Raw genomic sequence first — 15,199 nt, forward strand, 5'->3', positions numbered from 1 at the left:
AGTATTTTTATTTATATCAAAATATATTTTTAGTCTTATCTAAAATATATTTTATATTTGTAAAAATTTAAATTATGAGACAACTAATTTTTCTTAGTGTTTTATGGATCCCTTTTTGCATTATAGGGCAAACTGTATCTGGTAAAATAACTTCTAATACAGGTAAGGTAATCCCTTTTGCCTTTGTGTATGTAAAAGGAGATAATAACGGAACTTCATCAGATATCAACGGCTTTTATAAACTTGATAATGTATCAGGAAAAGTTATTATTGCTGTAAGTTATCAAGGATATAGAAAAATAAATAAGGAGATTACGATATCTAAAAATGAAAGTAAAACGTTAAATTTTGAATTGATTCAAGATCAATTAGGCTTAGAAGAAGTGGTTGTAACCGCTACAAGAAATCGAATTGAAAAGAGAAAAACACCTGTTGTGGTATCTACTATAAAACCACGATTATTACAGGCAACACAGTCGCAATCTATGGCAGATGGTTTAAATTTTGCTCCTGGAATTCGTGTAGAAACCAATTGTCAAAATTGTGGTTTTACCCAAGTACGTTTAAACGGTTTAAGTGGTGGATACACACAAATTTTACTAAATAGCAGGCCTGTTTTTACCTCTTTAATTGGGGTTTATGGCTTAGAACAAATTCCAACAAATATCATAGAAAAAATAGAGGTTGTTAGAAGTGGTGGCTCTGCGTTGTATGGTTCTAGTGCCATAGCAGGCACTGTAAATGTAATTACCAAAGAACCCATTTTAAATTCTTGGCAAATTGGCACCAACTTAGCTTTAATTGATGGTAAAACACCTGATAGAAACTTAACTTTTAACAATTCTTTAGTTACTGATGATTTAAGTAGTGGAATTTCATTTTTTGGAAATTACAGAAATAGAGCTGCCTTTGACGCTAATGAAGATGGCTTTACTGAATTGGTGGCCTTAAAAAACACAACTATAGGTGCAAATGCATTTCTAAAACCAACAGAAAGAAGTAAGATATCTTTAAATTTGGCATCAATTCAAGAATATAGAAGAGGGGGAAATAAATTATACCTAGCACCTCAGTTTACAGATATCACAGAAGAATTAAATCACGATACCTTTATAGGTGGTTTAGAATATGAGACGTACAGCAAAGATGATTCAAAAAAAATTAACATTTACACCTCTGTTTCTCATACAGATAGAGATAGTTATTATGGAGGGTTAGGAGGCGCAAGAACCAGACAGGATAGTATTACTGCTAACAATGCGTTTGGAACCACTAACGATTTGGCTTGGATAAATGGTTTGCAGTTCACTAAATCTTTTAAAAATAAAGATGTTTTAACTATTGGTTCTGAATACAATCACACCAATACAAAAGATGAAATTTTAGGCTACAATAGGCTCATAGACCAAACTGTAAATTCTTTTGGTTTGTATGCCCAGTATGAATGGAAACCTACAGAAAAATTTACTACCTTAATTGGAGCTAGATTTGATAATGTTACTGTTGATGGCAAGTATACAGTTGCAGGAATGCAAAGAACTGTTAATGGCAATCAAAATGCCTTTTCACCAAGATTAACTATTTCTTATCAGTTTACAGACGCATTAAAATTTAGAGGTGGTTATGCCAGAGGTTTTAGAGCCTCACAGGCTTTTAACGAAGATTTACACATTTCTAGTGTTGGAGGTGAACCTAGTTTTGTGCTACTTTCTGATAATTTAAAAACAGAATATTCTAACGCTTTTACTGGTTCATTCAACTTTTCTAAAAACATCAATCTTTTACAATTAGATTTTTTAGTAGAAGCTTTTTACACCAATTTAAAAGACCCATTTACCTTGGTAAGCACTGGAGCTGTTTTGCCTAATGACTCTATTTTAGAAGAAGTTAGAAATGGATCTGGTGCAAAAGTTTATGGATCTAACTTTGAGTTTGGGGTATCTCCTAATCAGAAATGGCAGTTTCAATTGGGTGGAACTTTACAAAAAACAGCCTATGATACACCTCAAGTTATTTTTGAAGCTGATGGTTCTACAGCTAATGAAACAGATATTATTGTTGATGAATTTGTAAGAAATCCCAATTTTTATGGATATTTTAATACAGCTTGGATTCCTAACGAAAAGTTTAATCTAGATGTTACAGGAACTTATACAGGATCTATGCTAGTTCCTAAAGTGATTAGTGACTCGGGTTTTTTACAACTCAATAACGTAGATTCTTTTTTTGATGTAAATGTAAAACTAGAATCTCATTTCGATTTTAGTGAAAACTTTATGACTACATTTTCAGTTGGGGTTAAAAACATATTCAATAACTATCAAGATGATTTCGACTCAGGCCCAACAAGAGATTCTGATTACGTGTATGGTCCAGGAACTCCAAGAACCTTTTTTATCGGTGTAAAGTTTGGTAAATTGCATTAACATGAAAATGATTTCTTTTATTTGTTTTTGTATGATGATGATCACATCAACTAAAATCATTGCGCAGAAAAAAGAAATTAATTGGATAACTTTTGAGCAACTTGATGATTCATTAAGTCGAAAACCTAAAAAAGTATTCATTTCTTTTTACGCAGATTGGTGCACATATTGCAAAAAAATGGATAGAGTTACTTTTAAAAATAACGAAGTAATTGATATTTTAAATTCTGAATATTATGCCATAAAAATGAATGCTGAATCAAAAGACACCATTTTATTTGGAGGGAAAACGTACGTTAATAAGGAAATTAAAATCAGTAGAAGACCAAATCATCAAATATCGCTTTTGTTGGCATCAAGAAAAAACAGGCCATTTAGTTTGCCTGTAAACATAGTTTTAGATGAAAATTTTAAAGTAAAAAAACGATTTTTTGAATACTTATCACCCCAAAAAATGGCATTTATATTAAAATAGATTTTTACAATAATTGTAAACTAGCTACTATTTTTCCCAAAGTCTTTTATTTCTAGAAGGGCTAAAACTATACACAATACCTGCAGAACCAAAAATATGAGACTTCTGTAATTCTCCTCCTATCGTACTGATTTTATACATTAATTGTGCATTCAAACCTATATTTTTAGCCACCCAAAGTGTTCCTCCTCCACCCGCATTTACTGTTAAGCCAGTATCTAAAAGATTTACTACACCTACACCTCCTAAAAGATACGGCCTTAAAAAAGAATCCGGATTAAAAATATCATAGCTTAAATTAAAATCAGAAGAAAAGTATTGCTGTGTATCATTAATAGAGTTAGAAAACATTACAGAAATCGTCATTTTATTTCCTAAATACCTACTTATACTAATGCCTGGTACAGTAGCAATATATCTACCACCAACAGTAGCACCATCTTCGGCAGAATATAAAACTGAAGCTGAGTTTAGCCCAATTCCCCATTTTTCCGTAAAATCTTGTGCGCTTGTAATTAAAACATTAAACAGTATAAAAAAAACGCAAAATTTAATTGAATTAGATTTATTCATAATCATAGAATTCTACAATACAATTTAATACAAATGTAATTAATTACTAAACTAATTTATATCAGAAATATTATTTTTATTAAAAGATTTATTTTTTCATACTAATGTTTCATATCCCATAATCGAGTTCGCGATTTTTTTCTTGATTGATATTTATTACCCAACGAAAAACGATATACAATCCCTCCACTAGCAAAAATATGAGAAGCCTGACTTTGAAAACCTGAGTTATTGTACTTATATAACAACTGCCCCTGTAAACCAAAATTTTCAAAAACCCAAAGCGATCCACCAACACCAAAATTAACAAGTGGTAGCGTAAAACGAGTATCAATTAAACTACCTCCCACTACAGCGTATACATTTAATAAATTTTCTGAAGTACCAAAATCGTATCGTATTTCACCATCAAAAGTTACGTATTTTTTTTGTTCTTGAATAGATTGCGAAAATGAACCAGCAATTGTTACATTTTTAAACATATACCTTGCAATATTCAATCTTGGAAATTGCTCTGAAAACCGATAACCAATTTTTTCTAAATCTTTTTCAGAATACAGTAAACCTCCTGCACCTAAGCCAATAGCCCACTTATTTATTCTATCTTGACTTTGAATAGATAGGGCTAAAAAAAGTAGTAAAGTAAATAAGTGTGTTTTTTTAACCTGTATGTATTTTTTTTTATCTTTCTTTTCCATAATGTCTTAATTTAACAGCTTTTAAAAACAAATATATTGTATTCGACAAGAAAAGAAAATTCTTGAGGGCTTTTTTATTACATAAGTATAGTACATTTGTAAAAATTTATTACGTTGAGCAAGCAGAACATTGTAAACCAATATCAAAAATCTGCGAGTGTATCGCAGTTCGTTAAAGCCCTTCAACAAGACAAAAACCATTTTCAAATTACGAATTTGGTTGGGTCTTCATTGTCTTTTGTTATTTCAGAAACTTTTAAAAAGGCAGACAAACCTTATCTTTTAATTTTTAATGATAAAGAAGAAGCTGCATATTATTTAAATGATTTAGAACAACTTTTAGGCGATAAAAATGTTCTTTTTTATCCAGGTTCTTACAGAAGACCTTACCAAATAGAAGAAACAGACAATGCCAATGTATTGTTGCGTTCAGAAGTATTAAACAGAATAAATTCTCGTAAAAAACCTGCAGTAATTGTTACTTATCCAACAGCATTAATCGAAAAAGTAGTTACCAAAACAGAACTAGAAAAAAATACGCTAAAAGTGGGAGTTAGCGATAATTTATCTTTAGATTTTGTAAATGAAGTTTTGTTCGAATACAAATTTAAACGTGTAGATTTTGTTACAGAACCAGGAGATTTCTCTGTAAGAGGTGGAATTATAGATGTTTTTTCTTTTTCTAATGATGAACCTTATCGAATTGAATTTTTTGGTGATGAAATAGACAGCATCAGAACTTTTGATGTAGAAACTCAATTATCTAAAGAAAAACTGAAAAAAGTTTCGATAATGCCAAATGTAGAAAACAAGGCATTGCAAGAAAAAAGAGAAAGTTTTTTAAAGTACATATCATCTAAAACCATCATTTTTACAAAAAACACAGAATTACTTTCTAATAGCCTCGACAAATTTTTTAGCAAAGCTGATGTTGCTTTTAAAGAGTTATCTAAAGAAATTAAGCATGCAAAACCGTCTGAGTTATTTTGTGATGGTAGCTTCATCAAAAAACAATTGCAAGATTTTACATTAGTAAATTTTGGAAATCCCAATTCTGATGAAAAATCTGATATCGTTTTTAATACACAACCTCAACCCTCTTTTAACAAACAATTTAATTTATTAATTGATAATTTAGAGGAATACCACAAAGCTGGTTTTACCAATTATATTTTTTGCGCTAACGAACAGCAAGCCAAACGTTTTCATGATATTTTTGATGATGCAGAGCAAGAAGTACATTACGAAACTGTTGTTTTTCCTCTTTATCAAGGTTTTGTAGATGTAGATCGTAAATTAGTTTGTTATACAGATCATCAAATTTTTGAACGCTATCATAAATTCAGATTAAAAAATGGTTACGCTAAAAAGCAAGCTATTACGCTTCAAGAATTAAATAAGCTTGAAATTGGCGATTATGTAACACACATGGATCATGGAATTGGAAAATTTGGTGGTTTGCAAAAAATTGATGTTCAAGGCAATAAACAAGAAGCTATTAAATTAATTTACGGCGAACGCGATATTTTATATGTAAGCATTCACTCACTTCATAAAATATCAAAATTTAATGGTAAAGATGGTAAAGCGCCTAAGATTTACAAATTAGGTTCTGGTGCTTGGAAAAAAATCAAACAAAAAACAAAAGCAAGAGTTAAACACATTGCTTTTAATTTAATTCAGTTGTATGCCAAAAGAAAATTACAAAAAGGATTTGCTTTTGGCCCAGACACGCACATACAACACGAATTAGAAGGTAGTTTTATGTACGAAGACACTCCAGATCAATTTACAGCAACTCAAGATGTAAAAAATGATATGGAAAAAGAACAACCCATGGATAGATTGGTTTGTGGTGATGTTGGTTTTGGAAAAACAGAAGTAGCTGTAAGAGCCGCATTTAAAGCTGTAGATAATGGAAAACAAGTTGCCATTTTAGTACCCACTACAATTTTGGCCTTTCAGCATTACAAGACCTTTTCTGAAAGATTAAAAGATTTTCCGATTAAAATTGATTATTTAAATCGCTTTAAAACTGCCAAACAAAAAACTATTGCCATTGATGGTGTAAATAATGGTGAAGTAGATATTATAATTGGTACACATCAATTAACCAATCAGCGTATAAAATTTAAAGATTTAGGGCTTTTAATTATTGATGAAGAGCAAAAATTTGGAGTTGCTGTAAAAGACAAACTAAAAACGCTAAAAGAAAATGTAGATACTTTAACCCTAACTGCTACTCCAATTCCGAGAACTTTACAATTTAGTTTAATGGCTGCCAGAGATTTATCAGTAATAAAAACTCCACCACCAAACAGACATCCCATAGAAAGTCATGTAATTCGTTTTGGTGAAGAAACCATCAGAGATGCCATTTCTTACGAAATTTCTAGAGGAGGCCAAGTTTTCTTTATTCATAATAGAATCGAAAATATTAAAGAAGTGGCTGGTTTACTGCAAAGATTGGTTCCATCAGCAAAAATAGGAATTGGCCATGGACAAATGGAAGGCAAAAAACTAGAGGAATTAATGCTTGGTTTTATGGCTGGTGATTTTGATGTTTTAGTATCAACAACCATTATAGAAAGTGGTTTAGATGTGCCTAATGCCAATACAATTTTTATAAATAATGCCAATAATTTTGGTTTGTCTGATTTACATCAAATGAGAGGAAGAGTTGGACGTTCTAACAAAAAAGCCTTCTGTTATTTTATAACACCTCCTTATCATATGATGACAGATGATGCCAGAAAACGTATTGAAGCTTTGGTGCTATTTTCTGATTTAGGAAGTGGAATTAACATTGCCATGAAAGATTTAGAAATTCGTGGTGCAGGAGATTTATTAGGTGGTGAACAAAGTGGATTTATAAACGATATTGGATTTGATACGTATCAAAAAATATTACAAGAAGCCATTGAAGAATTAAAAGAAAATGAGTTTAAAGAATTGTATCCTACAGATAATTCTAAACCAAAAGAATACGTAAAAGAGGTTCAAATTGATACGGATTTCGAAATTTTATTTCCTGATGATTATATCAATTCCATTACAGAAAGGTTAGCCTTGTACAACAAGTTAGGTACGTTAAACGAAGAAAAAGAATTGCAAGTTTTTGAATCTGAAATTACTGATAGATTTGGAGAAATACCTACTAAGGTTGAAGATTTATTAGATTCTGTGCGTATAAAATGGTTGGCAAAAGATTTGGGTTTAGAAAAAATCATCTTAAAACAAAAAAGAATGATTGGCTATTTTGTATCAGACCAACAAAGTGATTTTTATCAAACAGAAGCTTTTTCTAGAATGTTAAAATACGTTCAACACAACCCAAAAAGTTGTGTTATGAAAGAAAAACAAACAAAATCTGGTTTGCGTTTAATGATAACTTTTATTAAGATTAATTCTGTAAAAACTGCTTTAACAATTTTACAAAAGATATAATTCAATTGCATTGTTTGCATTGCTATAAATTAAAATACAGTTCCTTTACAAACCATTATCACAAACAAAATAATGCAAAATCAACACGCGAAAAATTTATCCATTTTACTTTTAGGAACACTCTTTGTAAGTACTTCTGGTGTTTTAGGCAGGTATATAGCAATGCCAGCAGAAGCTATTATTTTATGTAGGGCTTTTTTAGCTTCAATTTTAATGTTTGTATTTTGTAAGTACCAAAAAATTGACTTTACCATAAAATCTAAAAAAGATAAAATCTCTTTTCTAATTAGCGGATTTCTAATGGGTGCTCATTGGGTAACCTATTTTTACGCATTAAAACTATCTAATGTTGCCTTAGGAATGTTGTCTATTTATACTTATCCTGTAATTACCGCTTTTTTAGAACCTTTTTTCAGCAAACAAAAAATAAATGTTATTCATATTTTCTTGGCTATTTTGGTTCTAATTGGTGTTTATATTTTAGTTCCTGAGTTCTCTTTAGAGAATAATGAACTACAAGGAATTTTATTCGGAATACTTTCTGCATTCTTTTATGCACTCAGAAATTTAATGGTTAAAAATGAAGTAAAAACTTACAATGGTAGTTTGCTAATGTTTTATCAAATGATTGTGGTTACCGTGTTTTTGATACCAACTTTGTTTTTCAGTGATTTTTCTAATGCTATTGATGAACTGCCTTTATTATTGCTAGTTGCTTTATTAACTACAGCCATTGGGCATACATTAATGGTAAATTCTTTACAACACTTTTCTGCCACAACCACAAGTATAATTAGTAGTGTACAACCAATTTTCGGAATTATTATCGCTTATCTATTTGTAAATGAAATACCAAGCTTTAATGTATATATTGGTGGTAGTTTAATTTTACTAACTGTTGTTATTGAAAGCTTACGCAGTAAAAAGTAGATAAATGTCGTTTTTATCTAGTATAGACTGACTTGAAAAGACTACCTCTTCAACTACTAAAAGTAAAATGGCTTTCGTGTATTTATATGGCCACTTTTCCTTTTATATGAGGATGTGGATTATAATCTAACAATTCAAAATCATCAAAAGTAAAATCTTCTATATTTTTTATACTTGGATTGATTTTCATTTTTGGTAATGGTCTAATATTTCTAGACAATTGCAATTCTAATTGTTCTATGTGATTATTATAAATATGAGCATCACCAAAAGTATGGATAAATTCACCTGCTTTGTAACCACAAACTTGCGCAATCATCATTGTAAATAGTGCATAAGAAGCAATATTAAAAGGAACGCCTAAAAAGATATCAGCACTTCTTTGATAGAGTTGACAAGATAATTTTCCGTCAGAAACATAAAACTGAAAAAAAGCATGGCAAGGAGGTAAAGCTGCTTTTCCATTGGCTACATTTTCTGAAAATGAAACTGATGTATCTGGTAATACTGATGGATTCCAAGCAGAAACCAACATTCTCCTTGAATTTGGATTTTTCTTTAAAGTTGCTATCACTTCTTTTAGCTGATCTACCTCATCACTATTCCAATTACGCCATTGATGCCCATAAACGGGTCCTAAATCTCCATTTTCATCAGCCCATTCATTCCAAATTCTTACACCATTTTCTTGTAGATATTTAATATTGGTATCTCCTTTTATAAACCAAAGTAATTCATAAATTATAGATTTTAAGTGTAGTTTTTTTGTAGTTACCATAGGGAAACCTTCACTTAAATCAAAACGCATTTGATACCCAAAAACACTTTTGGTTCCAGTTCCTGTTCTATCTCCTTTTTCATTTCCGTTTGCTAAAACGTGTTTTACTAAATCGTGATATTGTTTCATAAAAAGCCCATCTTAATCTTCCCAAAGGGAAGAAATACTGTTGTGTTATTAGTACCTGTAAAAATAAAAAATGATATAATTAATCTCTTTTTTTTAATAAGATTTTATCAATAGGTTATTAACTAAATTAAAAACTTGCTAAATTTTCCCTTTTGGGAAATGTATGAAAGACAAAGGGGCTTTTAACCTATAATCATCCCTGCAATAGTTGCAGACATTAAAGAAGCGATAGTACCACCAATTAAAGCTTTCATTCCGAATTCTGATAAGGTTTTACGTTGCCCAGGAGCAAGAGATCCAATACCACCAATTTGTATGCCTATGGATGCAAAATTTGCAAAACCGCACAACATATAAGTTGCCATAATTACAGATTTATTAAAGGTTAAGTGACTAGCACTAGCTGCATTTTTCAATTCTGCTAATTGTATATAACCTACAAATTCGCTAGCTGCTAATTTAATTCCTAATAATTGCCCCATTAGTGCCATATCTTCTGCTGCAACACCAATTAACCACATTAAAGGCGCAAAAATATACCCTAAAATAAATTCTAAAGAAAGCTGTTTATACCCAGTATTTGCAGCTATAATATCATTTAAAGTAGTAACATTTCCTGTCCAACCCAAAATACCATTTACCATTGCAATAACTGCTACAAATACCAACAACATAGCACCAACATTTACAGCCAATCGTAAACCTTCTGTAGTACCGTTTGCAATAGCGTCTAATATATTTGAACCTATTTTTTCTTGAGAAACAGTAACATCTGTATTCACATCTTCCGTTTGTGGATACAAGATTTTAGAAATTACAATAGCACCAGGTGCAGCCATAACAGAAGCTGCTAATAAATGTTTGGCAAACACCAATTCTAATTGTTTATCTCCACCACCTAAAAAGCCAATATATGCTGCTAAAACAGCACCAGCAACTGTGGCCATTCCACCAATCATTACCAAAAGCATTTCAGACTTATTCATTTTTTCTAAGTATGCTTTTATCAATAAAGGCGCTTCTGTTTGTCCTAGAAAAATATTTCCGGCTACTGATAAACTTTCCATTCCAGAAATCCCTAAAAATTTAGAAAGGCCAATGGCGAGTATTTTCACTACTTTTTGAATAATACCTAAATAAAACAATAGTGAGGTAAGCGCAGAGAAAAAGATAATTGTTGGCAAAACTTGAAAAGCAAAAATATAGCCAAAAGTATCCATATTACTAACCATTCCTGAAAACAAGAATTCACTACCTGCTTTTGTGTATTCTAAAATCTCAATAAAAATCCCCCCAATAAACTCAAATATTGCTTGAATAAATTTTACTTTTAAGACGCCTATTGCAATTAACAATTGCAAGGCTAAACCAATACCAACTTTTTTCCAATCAATAGCTTTTTTGTTGCTACTAAATAAAAAAGCAATCAAAATTAAAACTAACATTCCTAAAACACCTCTCCACAAACTATGTATAGAAAATCCCTTACTAGGAATAATTTCTGAGGTTGCTATTACTGCATCTGCCTCTTGAGAAAATATTGAAACGGATAAAAAACAAAGAATTAAGACAACTAATTTTTTCATTATTGGTTCTATAATTTAAGGACGTTTACTAATTTCGTCTCTAATTTTGGCTGCAAGTTCATAGTTCTCGTTCGCTACAGCATTATTTAGTTGATTGTGTAATTCCTTTAATGATAAGGTTGAAAAATCATTTGCTTTTTGGGGTGAAGAAACCTCAAAATCTATTGGTAATTCAGAAGATTCATCCTTATTCTCTATATCCATTTCCTCTTCTACCTTTAAATAAATACCAGCTTTATCTAAAATATTTTCGTAGGTGTAAATTGGTGAATTAAAACGAACAGCAATAGCAATGGCATCTGAAGTTCTAGTATCAATTACTTCTTCAACACCTTCTCTTTCGCAAATTAAACTAGAAAAGAAAACTCCATCTACCAGCTTATGAATAATTACTTCTTTTACAACAATACCAAAGGTATCTGAAAAAGTTTTGAATAAGTCGTGTGTCAAAGGTCTTGGTGGTCTAATTTCGGTTTCTAGAGCAATTGCTATAGATTGTGCTTCAAAAGCTCCAATTATAATGGGTAAGGTTCTAGTTCCTTCAATCTCACTTAAAACTAAAGCATAGGCTCCTGTTTGTGTTTGACTGTATGAAATTCCTTTAATGGTTAGTGGTATTAAACTCATATATCATTCTACAAAATCAAAAAAAAGAAATTTATAAGTGGTTTATAAACCATACTTTTTTGAAGGGCACAATTTAATAAAAATAATAGACTGAGCCTTTTTATTTTACGAGTTTTTACCAAAAGAAAAAACCTATTAGGTTACTAAGCTAATAGGTTTTCATTAAAAAACTGTGTTTGAATATTTGAATTAAGCTTGCTTAAAAGCTTTTAGCTTCTCTATTAATTGCGGAACCACCTCAAAAGCATCACCTACAACCCCATAATCTGCAGCCTTAAAAAATGGTGCTTCTGGGTCTGTATTAATAACTACCTTTACTTTAGAGGCATTAATACCTGCTAAGTGCTGAATGGCACCAGAAATTCCAATAGCAATATATAGGTTAGAGGCTACTGGTTTACCTGTTTGCCCCACATGTTCTCCATGAGGTCTCCAGCCTAAATCTGATACTGGCTTAGAACAAGCTGTTGCAGCTCCTAAAACATCTGCAAGTTCTTCTACCATACCCCAATTTTCTGGTCCTTTTAAACCTCTACCTGCAGAAACAACAATATCTGCATCTGCAATGGTTACTTTACCTGTAACTCTTTCTACTTTTGTTGATGTTACTCCTGAATCTACAATTGTAGCTTCGAAATTTTCTGTTGTACCAGCTACAGTATTTTCAAAAACTCCGTAAGAATTTTTAGCAACACCAATAATTTTATTTGCTGTTGTTATTACAGTATTGCTAAAACCTTTATTTGAAAAAGCTTTTCTTTTAACAGTAAAAGGACTAGTAGAACTTGGTAATGCAACTACATTTGATGCATAACCTGCATCTAGAGCAACTGCCAATATTGGAGCTACGTGTAAAGTATCTATACTAGAATCTAAAATTACCGTATCTGAACCTTGTGCTTCTGCAACTTGCTGAATTACTGATGCATATTGTTTGGCATTAAAAGTTTTTAAGATTTCATTAGAAACAGCTACCACTTTTTCTGCTCCATAAGCGTATAACGCATCATTATTATCGGCATTTATTGTTAGAGCCACAATCTTACTCCCTAATTGTTCTGCAACTTTTTTTCCATATGAAACCACTTCAAAAGCACTTTTTTTGAATTTACCATCTGTTGCATCTGCAAAAACTAAAACTGACATATTTTTATATTTTTATCCTGATATTATTTCAGGAACTTTTTAATAATTCTATTTATCTTGAAAAAGATTCCGAATCAAGTTCGGTTAAATTTAATCTTAGGCATTAAATTACTTTCGCCTCATCGTGTAACAAGTTTATCAACTCATCAATATTGTTAGCATCTATTAATTTAACAGTTCCTTTAGGTGCAGGTTTTTCGAAAGATTCAATTAAAGTTGCTGGTTCTGCTTGCACTGGCTCAACAATGTTTAGTGGCTTTTTACGAGCCATCATAATACCACGCATATTTGGGATACGTAAATCTTTTTCTTCAACAATTCCTTTTTGTCCTCCTACAACTAATGGTAAAGATGTACTTAAAGTTTCGTTTCCACCATCAATTTCTCTAATAGCTGTTACAGAAGTTTCATCAATCTCAAGTCCTACACAACCGTTTACAAAGTTATAATCAATTAAAGTTGCCAACATTCCAGGCACCATTCCTCCATTATAATCTATAGATTCTCTACCGGCTAAAACCAAATCATATCCTCCATTCTTAACAACTTCTGCCAATTGCTTGGCAACCGCTAAACCATCTGTAGCCTCCATGTTTACCCTCACAGCATCGTCTGCACCAATTGCTAAAGCTTTGCGCAAAGTTGGCTCTGTAGCTAATGTTCCTACACTTACAACTGTAACTTTTGCACCTTGCTTTTCCTTAAACCACATTGCTCTTGTTAAACTAAACTCATCATAAGGATTGATCACAAACTGAACGCCATTTGTATCAAATTTCGTATCGTTTTCAGTAAAATTAATTTTAGAAGTGGTATCAGGAACATGGCTAATACATACTAATATTTTCATAAAATTCTATTTTGTAGTTGTCTTTATTGTTTACAAAACTACGGCTTTTTTTTAAAAAATACTATGCATGCATAATAAATTTTAAATAATTTAACATTTTTCGAAAACGATTGAGTATACATTGCATTGTAAATATTTCATCTAAAGATTAAACTCTTTTTAAAAACAACTACAATATAAATGCAATTAAAATTAGGTAGGCAATTAAAAAACTAAAACAGCAGTTTTGATTGATGCATTATTTGAAAACTATCTTAAAGAAAAAACAAATTTGGTTTTTGAGTAAATTTATTTTTTAAAGTTTTTATCAAAATATTATTACTTTTCAATGTCATTTTGCATCAAAAAAAGCCTTTTAGATGATGATTCTTTGTTGATTCAAAAAAATTCTAAAATAATTCACAAGATTCTTTAACTTTATAAATAGTATTCTTAAAAAATGTCAATTAATTGCTTATTTTTGCTTACCAAAACAAACAACAATTAATTCTATATGAAAACAGTTCAATTCAGGGAAGCAATTTGCGAAGCAATGAGCGAAGAAATGCGAAGAGATGATAGCATTTACCTTATGGGTGAAGAGGTTGCCGAGTACAATGGTGCCTATAAAGCAAGTAAAGGAATGCTAGATGAGTTTGGTGAAAAACGTGTAATTGATACTCCAATTGCTGAACTTGGTTTTGCAGGGGTTGCTATTGGTTCTGCAATGAATGGAAACAGACCAATTGTAGAATATATGACCTTTAACTTCTCTTTAGTTGGGATTGATCAAATTATAAACAATGCTGCCAAAATAAGACAAATGTCTGGAGGCCAATTTAATTGCCCAATTGTATTTAGAGGACCTACTGCTTCTGCTGGTCAATTAGGTGCTACTCACTCTCAAGCTTTTGAAAACTGGTTTGCAAATACACCTGGTTTAAAAGTAATTGTACCCTCAAATCCTTATGATGCAAAAGGCTTGTTAAAGGCAGCTATTAGAGATGATGATCCTGTAATTTTTATGGAATCAGAACAAATGTATGGTGACAAAATGGAGATTCCAGAAGGAGAATATATCATACCAATTGGCGTTGCCGACATTAAAAGAGAAGGTACAGACGTTACTATTGTATCTTTTGGTAAAATTATTAAGGAAGCCTACAAAGCTGCAGACGAATTAGCTAAAGAAAATATTTCTGTAGAAATCATAGATTTAAGAACTGTACGTCCTATGGATCATGATGCCATCTTAACATCAGTAAAAAAAACAAATAGATTAGTTGTTTTAGAGGAAGCTTGGCCTTTTGCAAGTGTAGCTTCAGAAATTACCTATAGAATTCAAGACCAAGCATTTGATTATTTAGATGCACCTATAAAAAGAATAACTACAGCAGACACACCTGCACCTTATTCTCCTGTATTATTAGAAAAATGGATACCAAATTCTAATGATGTTATTAAAGCTGTAAAAGAAGTAATGTATTTATAGAGTGCAATTTTAACACTTAAAAATCCTTCTTGATTTATGTTAAGAAGGATTTTTTATTCTATT

The 15,199-nt window shown here is 31.2% G+C and carries 12 protein-coding genes; 5 read left to right on the forward strand and 7 right to left on the reverse strand.

Features of this window, described 5'->3' with window-relative positions:
* Positions 1 to 74 precede the first annotated feature (74 nt).
* Both ACW9UN_RS07990 and ACW9UN_RS07995 read left to right on the forward strand, forming a co-directional pair.
* A complete protein-coding gene (locus ACW9UN_RS07990; protein ID WP_459485568.1) occupies positions 75 to 2,426 on the forward strand; it encodes a TonB-dependent receptor in 2,352 nt (783 codons plus the stop codon).
* Between the two features lie 37 nt (positions 2,427 to 2,463).
* Positions 2,464 to 2,901, forward strand: a complete 438-nt coding sequence (locus ACW9UN_RS07995) for a thioredoxin family protein (protein WP_459485723.1) — start codon at positions 2,464 to 2,466, stop codon at positions 2,899 to 2,901.
* Positions 2,902 to 2,928: 27 nt separating this feature from the next.
* Here ACW9UN_RS07995 and ACW9UN_RS08000 read toward each other — a convergent pair whose 3' ends face one another.
* Positions 2,929 to 3,474, reverse strand: a complete 546-nt coding sequence (locus ACW9UN_RS08000; RefSeq protein WP_459485571.1) for a hypothetical protein — start codon at positions 3,472 to 3,474, stop codon at positions 2,929 to 2,931.
* Positions 3,475 to 3,575: 101 nt separating this feature from the next.
* Positions 3,576 to 4,172 (reverse strand): hypothetical protein, encoded by a 597-nt coding sequence (locus ACW9UN_RS08005; RefSeq protein ID WP_459485573.1) that lies wholly within the window; start codon positions 4,170 to 4,172, stop codon positions 3,576 to 3,578.
* Positions 4,173 to 4,286: 114 nt separating this feature from the next.
* Between ACW9UN_RS08005 and mfd the strand changes: the two genes are divergently transcribed.
* Positions 4,287 to 7,619 (forward strand): transcription-repair coupling factor, encoded by a 3,333-nt coding sequence (mfd, locus tag ACW9UN_RS08010; RefSeq protein ID WP_459485575.1) that lies wholly within the window; start codon positions 4,287 to 4,289, stop codon positions 7,617 to 7,619.
* Between the two features lie 72 nt (positions 7,620 to 7,691).
* A complete protein-coding gene (locus tag ACW9UN_RS08015; protein WP_459485576.1) occupies positions 7,692 to 8,549 on the forward strand; it encodes a DMT family transporter in 858 nt (285 codons plus the stop codon).
* An 82-nt stretch (positions 8,550 to 8,631) separates the two neighbouring features.
* On the opposite strand, the gene ACW9UN_RS08020 is transcribed toward ACW9UN_RS08015, so the two are convergent.
* The 5 genes from ACW9UN_RS08020 to ACW9UN_RS08040 form a co-directional block, all read right to left on the reverse strand.
* Positions 8,632 to 9,456 carry a thymidylate synthase gene (locus ACW9UN_RS08020; protein ID WP_459485578.1) on the reverse strand — a complete coding sequence of 275 codons (825 nt, stop codon included), beginning with the start codon at positions 9,454 to 9,456 and terminating at the stop codon, positions 8,632 to 8,634.
* A gap of 182 nt (positions 9,457 to 9,638) precedes the next feature.
* Positions 9,639 to 11,042 carry a NupC/NupG family nucleoside CNT transporter gene (locus ACW9UN_RS08025; RefSeq protein ID WP_459485580.1) on the reverse strand — a complete coding sequence of 468 codons (1,404 nt, stop codon included), beginning with the start codon at positions 11,040 to 11,042 and terminating at the stop codon, positions 9,639 to 9,641.
* Positions 11,043 to 11,057: 15 nt separating this feature from the next.
* Positions 11,058 to 11,669, reverse strand: coding sequence for a bifunctional nuclease family protein (locus ACW9UN_RS08030; protein WP_459485582.1), 612 nt, complete (start codon positions 11,667 to 11,669; stop codon positions 11,058 to 11,060).
* 189 nt (positions 11,670 to 11,858) lie between these two features.
* A complete protein-coding gene (locus ACW9UN_RS08035) occupies positions 11,859 to 12,815 on the reverse strand; it encodes an electron transfer flavoprotein subunit alpha/FixB family protein (RefSeq protein ID WP_459485585.1) in 957 nt (318 codons plus the stop codon).
* Between the two features lie 103 nt (positions 12,816 to 12,918).
* On the reverse strand, positions 12,919 to 13,665 hold the full coding sequence (locus ACW9UN_RS08040; protein ID WP_459485586.1) for an electron transfer flavoprotein subunit beta/FixA family protein: 747 nt from the start codon (positions 13,663 to 13,665) through the stop codon (positions 12,919 to 12,921).
* A gap of 493 nt (positions 13,666 to 14,158) precedes the next feature.
* On the opposite strand from ACW9UN_RS08040, the gene ACW9UN_RS08045 reads away from it, so the two are divergent.
* Positions 14,159 to 15,136, forward strand: a complete 978-nt coding sequence (locus ACW9UN_RS08045; protein WP_459485588.1) for a pyruvate dehydrogenase complex E1 component subunit beta — start codon at positions 14,159 to 14,161, stop codon at positions 15,134 to 15,136.
* Positions 15,137 to 15,199: the final 63 nt, after the last annotated feature.

Source organism: Polaribacter litoreus (assembly GCF_054584775.1).